This is a genomic window from Ruegeria sp. BG6, from assembly GCF_056538465.1.
Genome location: NZ_JBQFTB010000007.1, coordinates 159,876 through 179,757 on the forward strand (window position 1 = coordinate 159,876; position 19,882 = coordinate 179,757).

At 59.9% G+C, this 19,882-nt stretch carries 20 protein-coding genes; 5 read left to right on the forward strand and 15 right to left on the reverse strand.

What is annotated here, in order from left to right:
- Window positions 1–57 precede the first annotated feature (57 nt).
- The 5 genes from ACR0JW_RS14070 to ACR0JW_RS14090 form a co-directional block, all read right to left on the reverse strand.
- Window positions 58–1,038: an alpha/beta fold hydrolase gene (locus ACR0JW_RS14070; RefSeq protein WP_170681642.1), complete on the reverse strand. Its 981-nt coding sequence runs from the start codon at window positions 1,036–1,038 to the stop codon at window positions 58–60.
- A complete protein-coding gene (locus ACR0JW_RS14075) occupies window positions 1,039–2,502 on the reverse strand; it encodes a flavin-containing monooxygenase (protein ID WP_480714113.1) in 1,464 nt (487 codons plus the stop codon). It abuts the gene before it with no gap.
- Window positions 2,503–2,633: 131 nt separating this feature from the next.
- Window positions 2,634–2,894, reverse strand: a complete 261-nt coding sequence (locus tag ACR0JW_RS14080) for a hypothetical protein (protein ID WP_170681638.1) — start codon at window positions 2,892–2,894, stop codon at window positions 2,634–2,636.
- A gap of 11 nt (window positions 2,895–2,905) precedes the next feature.
- Entirely contained in the window at window positions 2,906–4,060 is a 1,155-nt protein-coding gene (locus tag ACR0JW_RS14085; protein WP_480714090.1) for an aromatic ring-hydroxylating oxygenase subunit alpha, read from the reverse strand.
- Between the two features lie 99 nt (window positions 4,061–4,159).
- Window positions 4,160–5,065, reverse strand: coding sequence for a LysR substrate-binding domain-containing protein (locus ACR0JW_RS14090; protein WP_170681634.1), 906 nt, complete (start codon window positions 5,063–5,065; stop codon window positions 4,160–4,162).
- 499 nt (window positions 5,066–5,564) lie between these two features.
- On the opposite strand from ACR0JW_RS14090, the gene ACR0JW_RS14095 reads away from it, so the two are divergent.
- The 4 genes from ACR0JW_RS14095 to ACR0JW_RS14110 all read left to right on the forward strand — a co-directional run bounded on the left by ACR0JW_RS14095 (window position 5,565) and on the right by ACR0JW_RS14110 (window position 10,618).
- Window positions 5,565–7,388, forward strand: coding sequence for a BCCT family transporter (locus ACR0JW_RS14095; protein WP_480714091.1), 1,824 nt, complete (start codon window positions 5,565–5,567; stop codon window positions 7,386–7,388).
- 154 nt (window positions 7,389–7,542) lie between these two features.
- Window positions 7,543–9,090, forward strand: coding sequence for a trimethylamine methyltransferase family protein (locus ACR0JW_RS14100; RefSeq protein ID WP_480714092.1), 1,548 nt, complete (start codon window positions 7,543–7,545; stop codon window positions 9,088–9,090).
- Between the two features lie 62 nt (window positions 9,091–9,152).
- Window positions 9,153–9,884 (forward strand): SDR family NAD(P)-dependent oxidoreductase, encoded by a 732-nt coding sequence (locus ACR0JW_RS14105; protein ID WP_480714093.1) that lies wholly within the window; start codon window positions 9,153–9,155, stop codon window positions 9,882–9,884.
- Window positions 9,881–10,618, forward strand: coding sequence for an SDR family oxidoreductase (locus ACR0JW_RS14110; protein ID WP_170681626.1), 738 nt, complete (start codon window positions 9,881–9,883; stop codon window positions 10,616–10,618). Before ACR0JW_RS14105 ends, ACR0JW_RS14110 begins: the two co-directional genes overlap by 4 nt.
- A gap of 6 nt (window positions 10,619–10,624) precedes the next feature.
- Here ACR0JW_RS14110 and ACR0JW_RS14115 read toward each other — a convergent pair whose 3' ends face one another.
- From ACR0JW_RS14115 to ACR0JW_RS14130, 4 genes are read right to left on the reverse strand one after another with little or no spacing between them, the layout of a single operon-like run.
- Entirely contained in the window at window positions 10,625–11,965 is a 1,341-nt protein-coding gene (locus ACR0JW_RS14115; protein WP_480714094.1) for an NAD(P)/FAD-dependent oxidoreductase, read from the reverse strand.
- Window positions 11,962–13,458, reverse strand: coding sequence for an aldehyde dehydrogenase (locus ACR0JW_RS14120; RefSeq protein WP_480714095.1), 1,497 nt, complete (start codon window positions 13,456–13,458; stop codon window positions 11,962–11,964). The genes ACR0JW_RS14115 and ACR0JW_RS14120 overlap by 4 nt, the downstream gene beginning before the upstream one ends.
- A 3-nt stretch (window positions 13,459–13,461) precedes the next feature.
- Window positions 13,462–14,379: a dihydrodipicolinate synthase family protein gene (locus ACR0JW_RS14125; RefSeq protein ID WP_480714096.1), complete on the reverse strand. Its 918-nt coding sequence runs from the start codon at window positions 14,377–14,379 to the stop codon at window positions 13,462–13,464.
- 7 nt (window positions 14,380–14,386) lie between these two features.
- On the reverse strand, window positions 14,387–15,097 hold the full coding sequence (locus ACR0JW_RS14130; protein ID WP_170681617.1) for a GntR family transcriptional regulator: 711 nt from the start codon (window positions 15,095–15,097) through the stop codon (window positions 14,387–14,389).
- Between the two features lie 172 nt (window positions 15,098–15,269).
- Here ACR0JW_RS14130 and ACR0JW_RS14135 point away from each other — a divergent pair, with 172 nt between their 5' ends.
- Entirely contained in the window at window positions 15,270–16,220 is a 951-nt protein-coding gene (locus ACR0JW_RS14135; protein WP_170681793.1) for a GlxA family transcriptional regulator, read from the forward strand.
- Window positions 16,221–16,542: 322 nt separating this feature from the next.
- Here ACR0JW_RS14135 and trmD read toward each other — a convergent pair whose 3' ends face one another.
- The 6 genes from trmD to rpsP are packed head-to-tail and all read right to left on the reverse strand — an operon-like array spanning window position 16,543 to window position 19,858.
- Window positions 16,543–17,358 (reverse strand): tRNA (guanosine(37)-N1)-methyltransferase TrmD, encoded by an 816-nt coding sequence (gene trmD, locus ACR0JW_RS14140; protein ID WP_170681615.1) that lies wholly within the window; start codon window positions 17,356–17,358, stop codon window positions 16,543–16,545.
- Window positions 17,355–18,170, reverse strand: a complete 816-nt coding sequence (locus tag ACR0JW_RS14145) for a hypothetical protein (protein WP_170681613.1) — start codon at window positions 18,168–18,170, stop codon at window positions 17,355–17,357. Before ACR0JW_RS14145 ends, trmD begins: the two co-directional genes overlap by 4 nt.
- Window positions 18,170–18,673 carry a ribosome maturation factor RimM gene (gene rimM, locus ACR0JW_RS14150; protein WP_480714097.1) on the reverse strand — a complete coding sequence of 168 codons (504 nt, stop codon included), beginning with the start codon at window positions 18,671–18,673 and terminating at the stop codon, window positions 18,170–18,172. Before rimM ends, ACR0JW_RS14145 begins: the two co-directional genes overlap by 1 nt.
- Window positions 18,666–18,803, reverse strand: a complete 138-nt coding sequence (locus ACR0JW_RS14155; protein WP_170805713.1) for a hypothetical protein — start codon at window positions 18,801–18,803, stop codon at window positions 18,666–18,668. The genes rimM and ACR0JW_RS14155 overlap by 8 nt, the downstream gene beginning before the upstream one ends.
- 16 nt (window positions 18,804–18,819) lie before the next feature.
- Window positions 18,820–19,455: a 5,6-dimethylbenzimidazole synthase gene (bluB, locus tag ACR0JW_RS14160; RefSeq protein WP_170681609.1), complete on the reverse strand. Its 636-nt coding sequence runs from the start codon at window positions 19,453–19,455 to the stop codon at window positions 18,820–18,822.
- Between the two features lie 13 nt (window positions 19,456–19,468).
- Window positions 19,469–19,858, reverse strand: coding sequence for a 30S ribosomal protein S16 (gene rpsP / locus ACR0JW_RS14165; protein WP_170681598.1), 390 nt, complete (start codon window positions 19,856–19,858; stop codon window positions 19,469–19,471).
- Between the last annotated feature and the right edge of the window lie 24 nt (window positions 19,859–19,882).

Genomic DNA, 19,882 nt, shown 5'->3' on the forward strand with positions numbered 1-19,882 from the left:
TTTAAGGGAGGGGTCCGGCAGGGTCAAGAGGGAAATGGCGGTTCCTGGCGGAATCTTTCACTCAATATTCTGACTTACCGGGTCCAACCGGGGTGCGTCGCATTTTTCGGAAATTCTTCGGATGAACGATGCGCAAATTTCCGGGATGGTGATGAGGATCATATGGCCATGCTCGCCAGTTTCCTCGTAGGTCAGACCGAATTCTGTCATCGGAGGGCCGTGCTGCGCGGCTGAGAGGATGGCGTCCTGAGCGCCGTAAAGAATACCGCCCGGCACTTGCAGTTCCGGGTAGCGGCGGCATTGGTCCCCGATGCTGGCATCCACTCCGACCACGTCCTGCGAGGCTGTGATGAAGGCCGATGGGCGCAACCCCAGGGCACCGCCCGCCCGGTCCAGGAAATCCGCCGGGGCGGGCTCGGGCTCAAAAACGGCGCTCAGAACATGGGGCGCTGTCTTTGCCGCCAGCGGCACGGCGATCGTATTTCCGATCAGGTTGCGTAACCAGGCAGTCCGGATTTCCAGCGGTTTGAACACCTGCGGCGGCGCGGGCATTTGCTGTGTCAGCGGGGCCAGCAACGCGAGCCCCGCAATCCGGTCGGGATATTCAAGGGCCATCGCCAGCGACACCGCCCCGCCCAGAGAATGCCCGACCAGAATGACGTCGGTGACCGATTTTTGGTCCAGAAACTCCTGTATCATCCGGGCCTGCTCCGGAAGGGTGCCCGACGACGGGTCGTCCCGGGTGGAATACCCGCAGCCGGGGCGATCAATGGCAATGACGTGGAAATCGTCCGTCAATTCGTCCATCAGCGCATAGGTGTAATGCTGTAGCTGCCCCGACAGACCGTGGATCATCACGATGGTCTGGTTGGCGGGATCTCCACGCTCGACATAGTGGATGCTGCCGCCATCAACCGCGACCACCTGACCCGGTTGAGGCACCCTTTCGAAACCCTTTTTGGTGAGCCGCCGCGTCCAAAGGTTCATGGCCAGCAGAAAGAGGCCCAGAGCGCCCAGCAAAATCAGGATTGTCGTCATCTACAATTCTCCATTCGGCACGGGCACTGGCCGGTATTGTTCCAAACCCGCCTGCGCCATCCTCTTTTCGTACTCCGCCACGGTGCCGGGCCACAGCGTGGTGTTGCGCCCTTGCGCATCCTGATACCACGATGTGCAGCCGCCAGTCTGCCAGACGCTATCGGTGTGCCGTTCGCGCATCTCGCGGGTGAACTCATCCTGTTTCGCGGCATCCGGCATGATGGCCTTCAGCCCTTTTTTCTTCATCTGCGCCAGAACGCGGCCAATGTGTTTCACCTGGGCTTCAATCATCAGAACAACCGAGTTGTGCCCCAGCCCGGTATGCGGCCCCAGCAATATGAAGAAGTTCGGGAAACCGGCGATTGCAGTCCCCAGATTGGCCTGCATTCCGTCGGCCCAGGCTTTGTGCAGTGTAATTTCGTTGACGCCCGAGATGTCCAGCCGCTGCACCACATCCGTGACGTGAAAGCCGGTTCCCCAGATTAGAACGTCAGCCTGAACCGTGCTGCCATCTGTTGCGATGATCTGGTCGGACTCAATGGATGCCACCCCTTGCGCAACAAGATGGACGTTGTCGCGGGCCAGTGCCGGGTACCAGTCGTTCGAGCTCAGGATGCGTTTGCACCCGATCCGATAACCGGGCGTCAGCATCTCTTGCTTGGCAGAATCCGGGATCGCACCAGTCAGTGATTTACGCCACATTTTCATTGCGAAATTCACCATGCGCGCCTCGCCGCGAAATACTTTGTGGCGGTATTCAAAAATCATGTAGATCAGCTTGCGCCGCAGGCGTGGCAGCAGGGGGACGTGACGGTAGAGGCGACGTACCCATGGTGCAATCGGGCCGTCAGGGCGCGGCAGGACATAAGGCGGGCTGCGCTGGAAAACGGTGACATCCGCCGCGGATTTGGCGATCTCGGGCACGAACTGAACCGCGGATGCGCCAGTGCCCACGACCGCGACGCGTTTGCCGACCAATGGGACGTCGTGATCCCATTCGGCGGAATGAAAGCAAGGGCCGGGAAAGCTCTCGGCGCCGGGGATATCCGGAATGTTCGGCACATGCAGCGCACCAATTGCCGAGACCAGAAACCTTGCGGTCCAGTGCTGGCCTTCATGTGTTTCGACCTGCCAGCTTGTGCCGTCCCATCTGGCAGATTTCAGGCTTTGGTGAAAATGGCACAGATCGTACAGGCCCTCGGCGCGGGCGATCTTCTGCAGATAGGACTGAATCTCGGCACCGCCCGCATAGGCCCGGCTCCAGTCCGGGTTCGGGTGGGTGGCCATTGAATAGAGATGCGAGGGGATATCACAGGCAACGCCGGGATAAGTATTCTCGCGCCAGGTCCCGCCGATGTCGCCTGCTTTTTCAAGGATGGCGATGTCGGCAACGCCGCGCTTTCGCGCCTCCAGCGCCATGGTCAGCCCGGAAAACCCGGCGCCAACGATCAGCATGTCAGTCACGTTTTCCAACGTTTGCCCCTCCCGTGACGATCCGATTGAAGCCCCGGGCAGGATAGAAGTTTTATCGCGCGTGTGAACAGGACGACGTTAGGGCAGTGTAACGGCGGGGCACGTCACCGTCGACCGCTGGCTCAGAACTCCAGCCGTTCCGTGCGCCCATGTTCAAACAGCCGGTAGTTCAGAACATCGGCCTCGGGCACGCCGGCTTCCAGCGCAAAGACAAAGGCATGGGTCAGATAGAAGCAGGCCGCGTCCAGGTCGCGAACGGCTTCACGCTCGTCCGCGGCCTGTGTGTAATAGCGGATAAGGTCTACGTGGTCGCCACGGGAATGTGCATCCAGCAGCAGCCGATCCAGCGTAGTCCGTTGATCTTGTTCTGTCCGATCCGTCACCCAGCCGTTCCTCAGACTGTCCGGCCGTTTTCGATCTGCGTGGCCACCCAGTGGTGGAAGCAATGGGTCGATCCGTCCATCGCCGGCGAAAACCGCCCGCCGTCAAACAGAACGCCGTGCCGACCTTTCTGCATACCTTCCACGACGAAAACATCCTCTTCAAAAACGGTTTTCCATAGCTGCGCGTTCGAGGCGCGCAACCCGTCATGCTCGGGCGTTTCGGCTTCGCTCTTGGCGTAATACAGCTCGATATGTTCCACCGTGTTCTCCTGATCGACAGGCTCGAGAACGATGGCAAAGCTGTGGTCGCGCTGGACGCCCAACAGCACGTTGGGATACAGCGCGACATATTCCGCGCCCTCATCCCACTTGTCGCTCAGGCCGGCAAAATCCTGCAGCGTGGCACCGTCCTGATCTGTCAGTTGACGGTAAACCAGCGTTCCCTGGCCCGAGTAGTGGTTGCGCGCTTCGATATTATAGTGATCTTCCAGGCGGGAATAGCTGTTGAGACCAGGATGCACCCACGGCAAATGATAGCTTTCGCAATAGTTCTCGACTGCGAGTTTCCAGTTGGACTTGACCTCAAGCTTGAAGGACGATGTCTCGCCGCCGTGAAAGATCGGCTGTTCAAATTCGCCCCAGCGTTCCATCAGTGGGCCGTGGACCTCTTCGAAATCGGGTGCGTTGCCGCTGACATTGACGAAGATCACGTCACGCCAGACGTAAGACCGAATCCGAACCAGCCCCAGATCGTCCTTGTCGATGTCTTCATGCTTGTTCTGTCCCGGCCCCCCCACATGAGGCGTCGCGTGGAGCTTGCCTTTCAGGCTGTAGCACCAGCTGTGATAGGGACAGCGGATGGCACCGCCGATTTTTCTGGGCGTATCCACCAGTATCATACCGCGATGCCGGCAGGTGTTCTGAAACACGCCGATCTCGCCGTCGCGGTCGCGCACGATCAACAGAGGCATACCCAGAAAGTCCACTGGTTTGGCGTCTCCTTCCTCGGAGACGTCCTTGCCAAACCCGATACCAGACCAATTCGAAAACAGGACCGACTGTTTTTCTTCGGCAAAAACCACCGGGTCGATATAATGTTCGTTCGGCAGGCCGTTTGCGATATTCACATCGTTCAGAACGGATGACAGAACACTATGCTTGTTCATCGGGCTCTCCTGACTCTTGGCTGGATGCATTTCAATCGTTTTGACGGAACCGCTGCCCCCGCTTCAATATCAGAAATCCTCATCACAGCTTGACCTGATCTAATCCGAATTCTGACGCACCTCCTGAATGATCCAGTTCTTGAGCGCGCGAGCATTCTCGGTCAGTTCCTCTTCCGGTCGGCCGACCAGGTAGAACTGGTTGGGTGCAGTCAGGCGGTGCGGCCCGATCGGAACCAGTTTCCCGGATTGCAACATAGGCCTGATCAGGCGTTGCCATCCAAGCGCCAGTCCTGCGCCCTTGCGCGCAAGCTGCAAGGCAACCGAGTAGCTGTTGACGCGTGTTTCCACCGGGATGCTTCCTGAATAACCCAGAATTTGAAACCAGTCCGGCCATGTCGTCCAGGTCTGATCCTCTGAATCCAGATGAATAAGCCGCTGGGCGGCCAATTGTTCCAAATCCGCACCCGCAAGTCTTTCGGCCATGTCCGGGCTGCCGACCGCGATCAGTTGATCTCGGTACAGCGGGGTATGCGACAGCGTACGGTCATTGTCCTTGCCGTATCGGATGAAGAAGTCAATCTCGGGCCGGTTCCTGAAGGGACGATCCTGCGAGATCTGATCGACATTGACTTCAGGCGTTTCCCGCCAGAACCGGATGATGGAGGGTGACAGCCACAATGCGGCGACGGCCGTTGTCGATCCGACGGTCACCTTGCCGCCAGACGTGCGGTCGCGGATCGTCGCCAGCGTCTTTGAGATGCGCCCGAAGGACGTGGATAATGCCTCGTACAATGCCCTTCCGTCCTCGGTCAGGTCCACACCGCGATGCTTGCGTTGAAAAAGCGCTGTATCCAGATCGCCTTCCAGCGCCTTGATCTGATGGCTGACTGCACCGGGTGTGACTGACAATTCCTCTGCGGCGTTCTTGAAGCTCAGATGCCGTGCGGCTGCCTCGAAGGCGGAAAGGGTGGTCAAAGGCGGCAGTTTATAATGGCGTCTGGACATGCGTAATCAGTACTCGGTTTAGGATCATTCAAGTGAATAATAGAATTTTCTCGGTTGTAGAACTGATTTTGTTAAATAATAGATGCATCTGTCAGTCACAAATGGCGGCTGGGGTCGGCAATGGGTCGGATAGTGTCGGTAAACGCCGAATACGACCGAAATCGACCTTGTATGCAGACGAACCAATGAGGGTCGAGTACAATGGGCTGCAAAAAACGCCGTTGAACAGGTCCGCAGACAGTTTCGGGTTCCGTGCCAACTCTGGGCGTCACCCGTATGAAAAAAACTGGAAGGCCAGGGCGCAGCATATGTTTTCGGACCAGGTTGCGCTGAAATCTGTGCGTATGGGAGCGCGCGCTGGCACTTCCCGGGGTTGAAAGGGTTTCATGTGTACCCCGGCCGCATGCCCGGTCGTCAGCTACACCAGGACGTCGGCGCGAAGGCGCATACGCAACCACGCAGACCCCCAAATTAATGACATCGCCATGGAGGAGAGAATATGTCAGTACCCGAACCGTTCACGGATCTCGAGATAGAAACGGCGGATGCCGGTTTCTACGAGAACTACAGCGTCCCGATCGCCCTGATCAGCAAAGGGATCATGGTCGCGCTTGTACTTTGGGCGCTGGTGTTCCCGGCCAATGCGAACAGCACGCTCGGCAGCTGGAACGGCAGGCTGCTTGAAGTATTCAACAGCTTCTACGTTATCATCGTCGGGCTGTTCTTCTTCTTCCTTGCCATCGTTGCGATCCTGCCATCCACCGGCCGGCGGATCATGGGTACACCGGGTGAGAAGCCCGAATTCTCGAATTTCTCGTGGTTCTCGATGATGTTCGGCGCGGGTCTGGGTGTTGGCCTGATGGTGTTTGCCACCGCCGAACCTCTGGGTCTATGGGGCTCGAACCCCGTGGTGGTCTCGGGCGCGGTCGAGGGCAACTCGCCTGAGGCGCTGCAATCCGCATATCGCTTCACATACCTGCACTACGGGTTCCACGCCTGGGCAATCTACGTGGTAACCGGGCTGTCGCTGGCGTATTACGCCTATACGCGCAACATGCCCCTGACGATCCGCTCGGCGCTGACGCCTCTGTTTGGCCGCCTGATGAACGGGTTTCTGGGCCATACCGTGGACGTTCTGGGTGTTGTGGCGACCATTCTGGGTGTCTCGGTCACCATCGGCTACGGCGTCAGCCAGTTCATCGACGGTCTTTATGCCATCACCGGCATGCAGTGGATCATGGATATGGGCGGCGAGGTGCCGACCCCCAGCAAGGTCGGTCTGATTTCGGGCCTGGTCGTCATCATGGGCCTGTCGATCATTTCGGCGGTTTCCGGTGTCGGCCGGGGCGTCAAGTACCTGTCGAACCTGAACCTTGTGCTGTCGATCATCCTGCTGGGCACGTTCATCGTCTTCGGCTCATTTGTCTTCGCCATGACCACCTACGGCTCGGCGATGGTGGACTACATCCTGCACTTCCTGTCGCTCAGCTTTAATGCCTATGGCCCGCTGTCGGCGGAAGCTTTTGCAGCAGCTCTGCCCGCCGAGGCGCAGGCGCATGCGGCTGACCTGATGGGCGGCGCAACCAATGCCTGGGGCAGCTTTGACGGCTTCAAGGGCGGTCTGGAAGGTGCAGCCGCCGAATTGGACGAAGCCACTCTGACTGCGGCTTATGCAGCAGGCGAGCAGGGCCGTCAGTTTGGCTGGCAGGCAGGCTGGACCACGTTCTACTGGGCCTGGTGGATCGCGTTCTCGCCCTTCGTGGGCCTGTTTCTGGCGCGCATCTCCAAGGGTCGCACCGTGCGCGAGTTCATCCTGGGCTGCGTCTTCGCTCCGGCACTGGTCTGCTTTGCATGGATGACCGTTCTGGGCGGCACCGCGATCGATCTGGAACTGGCAGGCGCGGCGGAAGGCGCGATCATCGGTGCGTCGAACACCAACAAGCTGTTCGTGACACTGTCCTACATGATCGACGGTGGGCTGTTGTCCATGTTGAACGTCATGTGCGTGATCCTGATCATGACCTTCCTGGTAACCTCGGCGGACTCGGGCATTCTGGTGATGAACACCATCATGTCGGGTGGGAGCCAGGAAACCGGCATCAAGCACCGCATCATCTGGGGTGTGATCCTGACGGCCGTGATCGGCGCACTGGTCCTCGCTGCGGGGGAAAACAACCCGATGGATGCGCTGCGCAACGCGATGATCATCGGTGCACTGCCCTTTACCATGGTGATGGGCCTGATGTGCATCGCGCTGGGCAAGGCGTTGTTCCGCGATGGACAGCGTGAAAAGCACGGTGTTTCTACCCAAGCCGCCGAATAATCGGATTGCGACAGACAAGTTCAGGCGCCGCCCCGACAGGGGCGGCGCTTTTGGTTTTGAAACGGTGTCGGTTCCTGCAAACAGATTTCGGAATCAGTGAGGTGCGCGACCTGCGAATCCCCCATTCTGTCTTACAAGATTGGAGGATTGCCCCATGAACATTCGTACCGCGACCCGCTCGGGCGGACGCTCGGCCCGCCGCGCCAAGCGAACCGCGCCAAACTTTGAGATGTTGCCCGGACTGACCCGGGGCATCCCGCTATGCGAGGTGATGGACGGCGCCCAGGTTGAGCGCATCGACAACGCCTCGATGGACATTCTGGAAAATGTCGGCGTGCAGTTCCGCGACCCCATTGCGCTGGAAGACTGGAAAAAGGCCGGTGCCAGGGTCGAGGGAGAGCTGGTCTATCTGGATCGCGGATTGGTTCGTGAACTGATTGCCACAATCCCTTCGGATTTCACCTACCATGCCCGCAACCCGCAAAAGAACGTGCGGCTGGGTGGCCGGCACTCGATCTTCGTGCCGATGACCGGCGCGCCGTTCCTGCGCGATCTCGACGACGTGCGCCGCAATCCGACGCTGGATGATCTGGCCATGTTCCACAAGCTGAGCCACATGATGCCCGCGTTGCATTCGTCGGCCCATCATATCGTGGAACCCTACGATCACCCGATCAGTCAGCGCCACCTGCGCATCACCTATTCTTCGATGAAACATTCGGACAAGACGTTCATGGGCATGACCACCAGCCCAAAGAACGCCGAGGACGTGATGGACATGTGCGCAATCCTGTTCGGGGAAGAGTTCCTTGAGGATCACCCCGTCACCACCGGCAACTGCAACGGCAACTCGCCACTGGTCTGGGACGAAACCATGCTGGGCGCGATGCGTGCCTTCTGCCGCCGCAAGCAGCCGGTACTGTGCTCGCCGTTCGTGTTGGGCGGTGCCAACACGCCCGCCAGCGTACCCGCGACCGTCGCGCAGCTGAACGCCGAGGCGCTAAGCGCGCTGGCCTACACACAGGTGATCCGCAAGGGCGCGCCCGCGATTTACGGCCACTACCTGTCAACCGTGTCGATGAAATCCGGCGCGCCTATGGCAGGCACGCCCGAAATCAGTCTGATGAATTTCATGATCGGTCAGATGGCGCGGTACTACGACGTGCCGTGGCGTACCTCAAACACGCTTGGCGGGGCCAAGACCTTCGATGCGCAGGCCGGTTACGAATCTGCCACGACCCTGCAGGCTGTGATCCATGCCGGGGCCAATTACATCTGGCACTCGGCAGGCTGGAACGAGGCCGGGATGCACTGTTCGGTCGCCAAGTTCATCGTGGATGCTGAACAATGCGCCATGGCCTATCGCATGGCCGAAGGTCCGAAATGGCACGATTTCGATCAGGCTCTGGCCGCGGTGCCGGATGTGGGGCCGGGCGGTCACTATCTGGGTCATCCGCACACACAGGACAATTTTCAGACCGCGTTCTTCATGCCCGAAATGTTCGACAACAATTCGATCGAGCAATGGACGGCTGAGGGCGAGGTTGAGATCACCGAACGCGCTCTGAACCACGCCCGCAAGCTGCTGGCCGAGTATCAGGAGCCCACGCTGGATCTGGCCAAGAACGAGGAACTGCTGGATTACATCGCGCGCCGCGAACGGGAAATACCGGCAGCGGACGAACTGAACCAGACGTATTGATGATCTCTCCCCCCACTGGCCCGCCTGAAATTGGCGGGTCTTTTTTTGATCGGGAAATTGAAATGGAAATGAATGGAAGAAAGGCGCTGGTTACTGGCGCTGCCGGAGGGATCGGCGCAGCAATTGTCCGCAAATTGCGGCAAGCCGGCGCGCAAGTTGCTGTGGCGGACAGATCAGTTGACGGGATCGAGGCCGAAGCGCACCTGCCCGGTGATCTCAGGGACGCTTCGTACAGCGACGCGCTTCCCCAAGCGGCCGCGGATCTTCTGGGCGGGCTGGACATCGTGATCAACAATGCGGGCGTGATAACGCGGGGCACCGTCACCGAAACCACGGATGATGACTGGTCACTGTCCCTGGGTGTCAATGTCGAAGCACCGTTCAGAATCTGTCGGACCGCGATTCCGATCCTGGCCCAATCGGGGGGCGGGGCAATCGTCAATACGGCATCGTGCTGGGGCTTGCGGCCGGGGCCAAACCATGCGGTTTATTGTATGACCAAGGCGGCCATCGCCTCGCTGACGCAGTGCATGGGAATGGACCACGCGCATCAGGGCATTCGCATCAACGCGGTGTGCCCGAATGAAGTGAACACGCCCATGCTGCGGTCCGGTTTTGCAAAACGCGGGTTCGATCCGGATACTGCCGTGGCCGAATTGGGGGCGACGGTTCCCCTGGGACGGATTGCCGAGCCTGATGACATCGCAGATGTCGTTCTGTTTCTTGTCTCGGACGCGGCGCGTTATGTCTGCAGCGCATTAGTTGAGGTCAACGGAGGTAAGCCAGTCACATGAACCGATTCCAAGGCAAGGTTGCCCTCGTCACAGGCGGCCGCAGCGGTATCGGCCGTGCCATCGCGGTCAGGCTGCAGCAAGAAGGCGCGCGCGTCTTCACGGCCCAGCGTGGGGCGGACACAGAATTTGAAGGCATCGCTGCGGATTTCACCAGACCTGACAGCCCGGCGCAGGTGATCGATGAACTGATTGCGAAGGCCGGGCGCCTTGATGTTTTGGTCAACAATGCAGGAATGATGCAGGAAGCCTCGGTCGAGGACATGAGCCTGGACGACTGGCAGCGAACCCTGGCGGTCAACCTGACGGCACCGTTTCTCATGATCAAGGCCGCCTTGCCGCACCTGCGTGAAAGGCGCGGCAATATCGTCAATACCGGTTCGATCGAAGGTTTGGGCAGCAACCCCGGACACGCGGCCTACGGGGCGTCCAAGGCCGGACTGCACGGGCTGACCCGCGCGGTCGCGGTCGATCACGGGCCCGAAGGCATCCGGTGCAACGCAGTCGCGCCGGGTTGGATCGACACGGACCTGAACGTGGATTTCATCGCCTCGATGCCGGATCCCGAAGCATTTCGCCGGAATATCGGGCGCATCCACCCCGTGTCCAGAACCGGAGCACCGAAAGAGGTTGCGGCCCTTGTCGCATTTCTGGCATCAGACGACGCGGCTTTTGTCACCGGACAGGTCTATACCGTCGACGGCGGACGCATGGCAAAGCTCAGCCTGCCGGGATAGGGCGGATCATTCCTTGCCTGACCACCATTCCTTCCACATCAGGTAGGTGTTGGCGCCCAGCGAGGCGAAGGGCTCGGGCGGCAGGCGCGGCAACTCCGGTTGGGCCAGAAAATGACCGGCAATGTCCGACCCGCCCTGCAGGATCAGCTCGGCAATGCCCATTCCCTGCAATGTCCCGCGGGCAATGCCCAGCCCGTTCTGGCAACAGGCGGAATAGACCCCGTCGTCCAGTTCGCCAAAAGCGGCCGCGCCATTGCGGCTGAGGCACAGCATTCCGGCCCAGCGGTGTTCCATTTTTACGTCCGGCAAATGCGGAAATCTCTCGCGGAACTTGCGGTCATGCACCCAGCCCGCATTGCGCAGGCGCATGTTTGTCGTCTCGATCGAAGGATGAAAGCTGGAACAGGTCCGGATCAGGATCCGGTCGCCATAACTACCCGAGATGCGCCGCACGGATGTTCCCATCGGATCCGCCGGTGTCACCGACCAGCGCGATTGCCCACCCAGCGTTTTGATCTGAGCGTCGGTCAGAGGCGCTGACAGTGACGCGTAAAGGCAAATATGCATCAACCGACGTTGGTAGAACCCAAAGCTTTCGACATGCCCGTTGTTGGCCAACACAATCCGTCCGGTCGTCACCCGGGCTTTTGGGGTCGTGACAACCCAGCCGTTTCCCTGTTTTTCAAAGCCTGTAACCGGCGAGTTTTCGAACACATCAACCTGCCCGGCCAGATGTGCTGACAAGGCCCGGACATAGGCTGCGGGGTGGATCATGACAGTCCCCGGCGCAAACAGGCCCGAGGTGTAATGTGGACTGCCTGTCAGTTCCTGCATCTGTTGCTGATCGAAAAGGGTGCAGGGTTCGCCCAGCCGTTCCAGATGCGCGGCATATTCGCGGTTGTGCAGATCGCCTGACGGGGTGGCAGCGACGTTGAATTTGCCGCAGGGATCGAACACCTCGTCGGACAGGACACAGTCCTCGGCCACCTGCTGCGCAAAAGCGATTGCCTTTCGGTTCAGCGCGATGGTGGCCCTGTCGGCCTCAAGCCCGTCGCCCGCGTAATTGTCCGAGGCCAGATCATGCGGCAAATCGATCATGAAGCCCGAATTCCGCCCGGCTGACCCTTCCGCGAACCGCCCGGCCTCAAGCACGGCAATCTTCAGGGAAGGATCAAGCTGGTGCAGGCGTCGCGCCGTGCTGAGGCCCGCAAACCCGCCGCCAACGATGGTGATGTCAGCGCTCAGGTCCTGTTGCAGCTCAGGAAGCGGTGTCTGAGCGGGCAGAATGGCATTCCACCCCGCCGCGCCGGTTTGGCGCGGCAGCCGTTTTGCTTCGTACCGGCTCAATCCACTGCCTCGTCCGCATCGTCGGCCAGATCGATCCAGATTGTTTTCAACTGGGTGTACTGGTCGTGTGCATGGACCGAGTTGTCGCGGCCACCAAAGCCCGACTGCTTGTATCCCCCGAATGGTGTGGTGATGTCGCCTTCGCCAAAGCTGTTCACCGTGACTGTTCCCGCCCGGATTGCCCGCGCGCCGCGAATGGCACGTTTGGCATTGGCCGTGAAGATCGAAGCGCACAGACCATAATCGGTGTCGTTGGCGATCTTGATGGCCTCATCAAAGCCCGACACTTCGATTACCGACAGAACCGGGCCAAAGATTTCTTCCCGTGCCAGGGTGGCGTCGTTGCCGGGGACTTCGACGACCGTGGCTTCGACAAAACCCTTGTCCGCCTTGCCGCCAATCACGACGCTATCGGCCTGATCCAGATAGCTGCAAACCTTGTTGTAATGGCCTTCGCTGACCAGCGCACCCATGCGGGTTTCCGGGTCCAGCGGGTCGCCGATGTTCCATTGTTTGGCGTGATGGGCGATGCGCTCCAGCAGCTCGGCCTTCACTTCCTTGTGCACGATCAGACGTGACGAGGCCGAGCAGTTCTCGCCCATATTCCAGAACGCACCGTTGACAACGTGCGCCGCCACGCGGTCGAGGTTTTCGGCATCCTCCATCACGATTGCGGGGTTTTTGCCGCCCATCTCCAACACCACTTCCTTGGCGTTGCTTTCGGCCGAATAAGTCAGGAACCGCTTGCCAGTCACGGTGGAGCCGGTGAAGGACACCATGTCGATATCCATATGCCGCCCGATGGGCTCGCCCACGTCGGCGCCGCCACCCGGAACGATGTTCAGAACACCGCGTGGCAGTCCGGCCTCCATCGCCAGTTCGGCCAGACGCAGCGCGGTCAGCGTGGTTTCCGCCGCTGGTTTCACAACCACCGAACAGCCCGCCGCCAAAGCAGGCCCGATCTTCCACGCCAACATCAGCAGCGGGAAGTTCCACGGCAGCACCAGACCCACAACGCCAATCGGTTCACGCACGACCATGGCAATGTGATCTTCGCTGGCGGGGCTGACCTGATCGTAAATCTTGTCGATCGCCTCAGCGTGCCATTTCAGGCAGTGGATGGTCTCGGGCACGTCCACGGTTTCGCAGTCATAGATGGTCTTGCCGCTGTCGATGCTCTCCATCACCGCCAGTTCGCGGGCGTTGCGCGTCATCAGCTTGCAAAGCCGGATCAGCACGTCCTTGCGCTGGGACGGGTGCAGTTTCGACCAGCGCCCATCGTCAAACGCCTCGCGCGCCTTTTCGACGGCAAAATCCACGTCCGCGGTTCCGCAGGCCGCGATATCGGTCAGCTTTTCGCCGGTGGCCGGGTCTACAGTCTCAAATGTCTTGCTGGAAATCGCCGGGCGGAATGCGCCATCTATGAACGCGCCGGTCGGCAGCTCCAGATTGGTAGCAATGGATTTGTATTCGTCCTTAGTGAGCAATCCCATGCCTTAACCCTCCGCCACAATGTCTGCGATTTTTTGTCTGAGAACACGCGTCACCTGTTCCAGCGCGCGCTTGTCGTCCTTGTTGAGACCCTTCAGCGGAGGCCGCATTGCGCCCGCGTCGATCCCGTTCATGGTCACGCCATGCTTGATGGTCTGGATAAACTTGCCGCCCTGTTCCAGCACCCGCATCAGCGGCATCATCGCGGACATGATCCGGCGGCCCTTGGCAAAGTTGCCTTCGATCACACAGGCGTTGTAGAGCGCCACATGCTCGGCAGGCAGGAAGTTCGACCCACCACAGACCCAGAACGGTGCACCCCAGGCAAAGAACTCGAGCGCCTGATCGTCCATGCCGCATCCCAGCTGGATATGCGGATAGTCCCGCGCCAGCAGGTGGACCCGGTTGATATCGCCCGAGCTTTCCTTGATGCCGCAGAAATTCCGGCTGCGGCCGACGCGGTCGAGGAACTCTTCGCCCATCATCGTGCCGGTGCGATGCGGATAGTTGTACAGCATCACCGGCAGGTCTGCCGCCTTGTCGACGGCCAATGCGTTCAGCGCGTTTTCGCGGTCGGTCGGTACCGAATAGGGCGGGCTGGCCAGCAGGATGGCATCTGCGCCAATCTCGCGCGCGCCCGCGGCCAACGCAATGGAATCCGGTGTCAGCATCGCACCGGTGCCGACCACAAGCGGCAACCGGCCTTTCAACTGTTCGTGCGTGAACTTCGCCAGTTCCAGCCGTTCCTCGACAGTCTGCGCATAGTTCTCGCCGGTCGAGCCGCCCGAGATCAGCCCGTGCACACCATGGGCGATCAGGTATTCGATCACTTCGGACAGGGCATCCCAGTTGACCCGGCCATCTGGGTGGTAGGGGGTTACGACAGGGGTGTAGATCCCCTCAAATCTGAAAATCGGGTTCATTCCGTCCTCATGCAGGTTTCGACAGGGGCGGGGCACCCATCGGGACATTCAGCGCCTCAGGCATCACAAACAGTTCGATCTGATCGCGCGACAGGTTCCAGTGATCGGTCGCCAGCTGCGAAGCGGCCGCTTCGTCGCGCGCTTCGATTGCGGCGATGATGGCGTCATGCTGGCGGCTCGCCTCGGACAGGTTTTCGGTCATTTCAACGCCTTGGGGGCGATAAAAGGTCATACCGATGCGGGCGTGATCGATCAGCAGCCGGTTGAACGACGGCAGCAGATAGACATTCGCCGACATCTCGCCAGTCACTTCGTGAAAGCGGTTGTTGGCCAGGGCACGATCCTCGGGCGACCCGGTCCGCAATGCCTCTTTGAACTTTTGCTGCGCCACCTTTAGGTCATCGATCTGCCGGGGCGTTGCGTTCAGGGCCGCCAGACGCAGAATTGCCCCATAGACCATCGGCGCGGCCAGAAAGAAGTCGCGCAGGGTGGTATAGGACATCTCGGACACGCGCGCGCTGCGGTTGGTGCGCAAATCCAGATACCCTTCGCCCGCCAGTTGCCTGAACACCTCGCGCAGCGGGGTCCGGGACAGGCCAAAGGCATCCGACAGATGCGCCTCGTCCAGATCGGCACCGGGACGCAGGCGCAGGGTCAGAATGGACACCTTCAGGTGCTCCCTCAGGTCTGCCTTGCGTGATTTGCCGTCTTCTTTCATCCCAAATCCTTTGCCAATCCCCGATGCATACCCTTGCGAATCGCGTGGGCGCCGAGTAGCTGACCGATTTGTATTCGATAAAAATACAACTTGTATACAATAAAAAATAGTGCAGCATCACCTAAACTTCGCCACGGGGTCGCAGGCCGACGCCCAGCAAACGGAAACCGACATGCAGCAGACGCAGCACATCACCTTCATATTGGTTGAGGAATTTTCGCATCTGGCGTTTTCATGTGCCGTCGAGCCATTGAGAATCGCCAATCTGGAAAGCGGGAAAGACCTGTACGAATGGTCCTTTGCCTCGGAACATGGCGAACAGGCCGTATGTTCAAATGGGTCCGTAACGCTGGTCCATTCCGGGCTGGATAAACTGCCCAAAACTGATCAGTTGTTCGTCTTATCCGGTATTCACATGCGCAAACACGTCACGCGCCCGTTGCTGGCTGCATTGCGTCGCGAGCGTGCCCGCGGAACGCGGATCGGCGCGCTGTGTTCAGGCGCCTGGGTGCTGGCCGAGGCCGGATTCCTGGACGGAATGCAGGCCGCCATTCACTGGGAATACCACGACGCGTTCATGGAAGCCTTTCCCGAGGTGAATCTGGTGCGCAGCGTGTTTACGGCTGACGAAAAGCACATCACGGCATCGGGTGGCACCGCCACTGCGGACCTGATGCTGCACCTGATCGAAAGGGAACATGGCCGGGAACTGTCAGTCGCCGTTGCCGATCAGATGGTCTACAACGCGGTGCGTAATGCCACCGCAAGACAGCGCGTCTCGCTCCAGTCGCGCAACGGGATGCGAAACGCCCATCTGGCCAGAGCAATACGGATCATGCGCGACAGCATCGATGCACCGGTTTCGCCCTCGCAAATCGCCGGAGAAATCGGGATTTCCGCACGCCAGTTGGAGCGGTTGTTTGGTAAATACCTGAACACGTCCCCCAAGAAGTACTACATGGAGCTGCGTCTGGAACGGGCCCAGAATCTGCTCCTTCAGACCGAGGCCTCGGTCACCGAGGTTGCGCTGGCCTGCGGGTTCGAAAGCCCCGGGCATTTTTCGCGCGTGTACCGATCCAGTTTTGGCGTAACCCCGCATATGCAAAGGACAAAAATCAACTGATTACAAACAACGGCCGGTGCGCCTCGGACGGAATGGAGAGGATAATTGGGCGGGGGGAGCCTCATGACCAGATGACAATCAGACCGGTCAGGCGCTCACCCCCTGACCCTGCCCAGTTACCCCCTCGTTAAAACTGTACTGGTCAAATGGCAGGCAGGATTGATTGTTTTTGTCTCAGGAAAGGGGCGCAACTATTGCCAGATCGTGTCAGTTCTATGTAATTTTTTGTCGTATTTCTTCGAACTGTGGCATCTTCTTAAGAAATGCAGTCAGAAATTGAATAAATGACCTTCGTTTCGCGCACGCAGTTGGGTGAGACGGGTTACTCCGCTTCAGAATCGCCGCTCTTGGATTTGCTGTAGCTCTCCCAGATATCCGGCCGCCTTTCCCGGGTCAGCTTTTCGGCCAAGCTGTGCCGCCATTCAGCGATCCGGCCATGGTGCCCGGACATCAGAACGTCGGGGATCGGCCGCCCTTTCCATTCGGCGGGGCGGGTATATTGTGGATGTTCCAGCAGGCCCGACGAAAAACTCTCATCCTCGGTCGAAGCCTGATTGCCCAGCACGCCCGGGATCAGCCGGACCGTCGCGTCAATCAGGGCCTGTGCTGCAATTTCGCCCCCGGTCATGACGAAATCACCAAGCGAAACCTCCTGAACGCCGTAATGCTCCAGCACCCGTTCATCGACACCTTCGAAGCGGCCACACAGCAAGGTCATGCCGTCACATCGCGCCAGCGACTGCATCATGGCCTGGTTCATCGGCCGGCCGCGCGGACTGAGGTAGATCAGCGGCCAGTTACCCTGAACGCCCGCCGTCGCGTGTTCAATCGCCTCGCCCAGAACATCCGGGCGCAGGACCATTCCGGCCCCGCCGCCGGCCGGCGTGTCATCGACATTGCGGTGCTTGCCGACCCCAAACCGGCGCAGATCGATCGTTTCCAACTGCCACAACCCCTCTTGCAGGGCTTTGCCGGTCAGGCTTTCGCCCAACACGCCGGGGAAGGCCGACGGGAACAGCGTGATGATCCTGGCTTTCCACACGCCATGCAGATCGGGTGTCGGCGTTATCAATTCGCGTGGTTTCAGAGTGGGCCGGATCGCCTTGCGACCATGGGATTTGTTGGGCTTGTCAGTCATGGGGTCCCGTAGATCTCGTCCTGCACAGATTCGATGATCGCTGCTTTCTGACGGGTCAGCGCGGCCTCGTCCAGTCGTGACCGGTTCAACGCCAGTAGCTCGGTCAATGTGTCTTCCGGCAGGCTGGGATTGACTTTGTTCGGCGGTACAATCCGGGCGGTTTTGTCTCGTGACAACCTGAGGAACTCTGCAAATGGCGCACCGGGGCCAAAACGGCGCTGTAGCATGTCTTCCAGCCATTCCGACTGCACGGTGACCGATGGCAGCTTGTCCCGAATGCTGTTCACCGTGTCCTCAAGCGAAGGCAGTTGATCAAGGTTGGAACGGAAGGTTTCGAAATCCTGCACCATCCGCGTGCGTTGCAAATCATGCGCCCACAGGCTGCGCAGCCACGCGCCGCGCTGGCGCAGCGACAGATAGAGCGTTATGTCCAGATCCTCTCCGACCAGCCGCTGTCGGATCGAGTCGACGATACACGCGGCCAGATCCGGGGCCGCAGCGTAGCCCTGGCTCAGGTTGCGACTGGGGCGCAGGCCGCTGAAATTCTCTTCGCTCAGGATCAGCCCGCGTTTGGTTCCGAATTCCAGTGTATCCAGAAACTCGCGCATCTGGCCGCCAAACTCGGCCAGCGTTCCCACTGTCCCATAGACCGAGTGACGCGTGGCCGCACCGGACAGCCCCGTCTTGCGGGTCTTGTAAGGCAGCACCAGCGCGAAATGGGGCCAGATCAACTCGCGGTTTTCATACAGGAAGGACTGTGCCGCAGTGGTGCCTGTTTTGTGCAGGCCCAGATGCAGCATTATCCGCCGCATTACAGCAGACCCTCCGGCGGGTCGGCGATGATACGCCCCTGATCCAGATCGACCGTCGGCACGACCTCAAGCGTGAAGGGCAGCAGAACCGTGGTGTTCATCCCCGACCCCTGCAGTTCCAACAGGTCTGCCGCGCCATGGTTCTGCACCGATTTCACCCGACCCAGAAGCGTGCCGCCGGTGTCATAGACCTCAAGCCCGATCAGGTCCGTATGATAAAACTCGTCATCCGGCAGCGAGGGCAACTGGTCGCGCCGCGCAAACAGGCGCAGGCCCTTGATCGCATCCGCCTGCTCCTTGGTTTCAATTCCACCCAGCCGCGCGGCAAAGCCGTTCTTGATCGTCCGGGTCAGCACAAGCGGATACCGCTCCGTGCCGCTTTCGTCGGTCAGCGGGGAATATGATTCGATGTCTTCGGGGGTCGCGCAGTAGCTTTTCAGCCGCACTTCGCCCCGCACACCGTAAGACCCGGCGATACTGCCTACACAGATCAGATCAGTCATTGGACCCTTCCACCGTCACACAAACTCCGTCCTGCCAGTCTCCGCGCGTGGCACAGGCGTCGCGCTGATTGCTGCGTTCGAAAAACACGCCGACAATAAAAGCGATCATCAGCAGGATGGGAAGCCGCATCAGCCCAAACATAAGTCTATCGCACCTCGACGGTCAGACTGTCCTGACGATTTTCCCAACCGGCACGCTCCAGTTCCGGCGTGTCTGACAACGTCTCGGGCCAGCCGATGCAAAAATACCCGATCAGGCGCCAGCTGCCCGGCACTTTCAGGTCCTGCGTCAACCGGTCGGGGTCCAGAATGGACACCCACCCCAACCCCAGCCCCTCGGCCCGCAGGGACAACCAGAACAAGGTGATCGCGGTGACCACGGAATAGCGGCGCATCTCGGGCATCGTGCCTGCGCCCAGCCCCAGACCCTTGTCCGTGGCATCGTCGCAGAAGACAGCCAGTTGCACAGGGGCCTCGCGCATGCCCGACAACTTGAGGCTGCTGTAAAGCTGCGCCTTCTCGCCGGAATACCCGGCAAGGGCCTCGGCATTCGCGGTCTGGAAATTCTCAAGCGCCGCAGTGCGGGCTTTATCGCTTTCGACGCGGATCACGCGCCAGGGTTCGCTCAGCCCCACCGATGGGGCCAGCCGAAACGTGTCGAGGCAGCGCGTCAGCACTGCCTCGTCCACGGCATCGGTGCGGAACCGGCGCACATCACGCCGGAGCCGCATCAGCAGATCGAACTGCGTGCGGAAATCATCACTGAAGGTCTGATCCTGCACGCGCCCGCCTTGCTTATTCTTCAGCAGCAGCTTCTTCAGCCGGTGCGGCAGCGGCTTCGGCAGCTTCAGCAGCCTTTGCAGCTTTCTCTTCCGCGCGCTCCTGGGCTTTCTTGCCCGGGGTACCCTTATTGGGGTTGTTGCGCTCGGCCTTGTCACGAGCGCCGGCTGCTTCCAGCATGCGTGCGATACGGTCGGTGGGCTGAGCACCCTGGTCCAGCCAATACTGAATGCGCTCCATGTCCATTTTCACGCGCTCTTCGCTGTCTTTCGGCAGCAGCGGGTTATAGGTGCCCAGTTTCTCGATGAAACGGCCGTCGCGGGGCATGCGGCTGTCAGCAGCCACGATGCGGTAGAAAGGACGCTTTTTCGAGCCGCCGCGGGCGAGACGAATTTTCATTGCCATGGTGGTATCTCCTTTGAATGGCAT

Bases quoted from the DNA above. Each gene is read 5' to 3' on its own strand.
- ACR0JW_RS14070 (WP_170681642.1), bottom strand. From the start codon at position 1,038: ATGACGACAATCCTGATTTTGCTGGGCGCTCTGGGCCTCTTTCTGCTG.
- ACR0JW_RS14085 (WP_480714090.1), bottom strand. From the start codon at position 4,060: ATGAACAAGCATAGTGTTCTGTCATCCGTTCTGAACGATGTGAATATC.
- ACR0JW_RS14090 (WP_170681634.1), bottom strand. From the start codon at position 5,065: ATGTCCAGACGCCATTATAAACTGCCGCCTTTGACCACCCTTTCCGCC.
- ACR0JW_RS14095 (WP_480714091.1), top strand. From the start codon at position 5,565: ATGTCAGTACCCGAACCGTTCACGGATCTCGAGATAGAAACGGCGGAT.
- ACR0JW_RS14100 (WP_480714092.1), top strand. From the start codon at position 7,543: ATGAACATTCGTACCGCGACCCGCTCGGGCGGACGCTCGGCCCGCCGC.
- ACR0JW_RS14105 (WP_480714093.1), top strand. From the start codon at position 9,153: ATGGAAATGAATGGAAGAAAGGCGCTGGTTACTGGCGCTGCCGGAGGG.
- ACR0JW_RS14110 (WP_170681626.1), top strand. From the start codon at position 9,881: ATGAACCGATTCCAAGGCAAGGTTGCCCTCGTCACAGGCGGCCGCAGC.
- ACR0JW_RS14120 (WP_480714095.1), bottom strand. From the start codon at position 13,458: ATGGGATTGCTCACTAAGGACGAATACAAATCCATTGCTACCAATCTG.
- ACR0JW_RS14125 (WP_480714096.1), bottom strand. From the start codon at position 14,379: ATGAACCCGATTTTCAGATTTGAGGGGATCTACACCCCTGTCGTAACC.
- ACR0JW_RS14130 (WP_170681617.1), bottom strand. From the start codon at position 15,097: ATGAAAGAAGACGGCAAATCACGCAAGGCAGACCTGAGGGAGCACCTG.
- ACR0JW_RS14135 (WP_170681793.1), top strand. From the start codon at position 15,270: ATGCAGCAGACGCAGCACATCACCTTCATATTGGTTGAGGAATTTTCG.
- trmD (WP_170681615.1), bottom strand. From the start codon at position 17,358: ATGACTGACAAGCCCAACAAATCCCATGGTCGCAAGGCGATCCGGCCC.
- ACR0JW_RS14145 (WP_170681613.1), bottom strand. From the start codon at position 18,170: ATGCGGCGGATAATGCTGCATCTGGGCCTGCACAAAACAGGCACCACT.
- rimM (WP_480714097.1), bottom strand. From the start codon at position 18,673: ATGACTGATCTGATCTGTGTAGGCAGTATCGCCGGGTCTTACGGTGTG.
- ACR0JW_RS14155 (WP_170805713.1), bottom strand. From the start codon at position 18,803: ATGCGGCTTCCCATCCTGCTGATGATCGCTTTTATTGTCGGCGTGTTT.
- rpsP (WP_170681598.1), bottom strand. From the start codon at position 19,858: ATGGCAATGAAAATTCGTCTCGCCCGCGGCGGCTCGAAAAAGCGTCCT.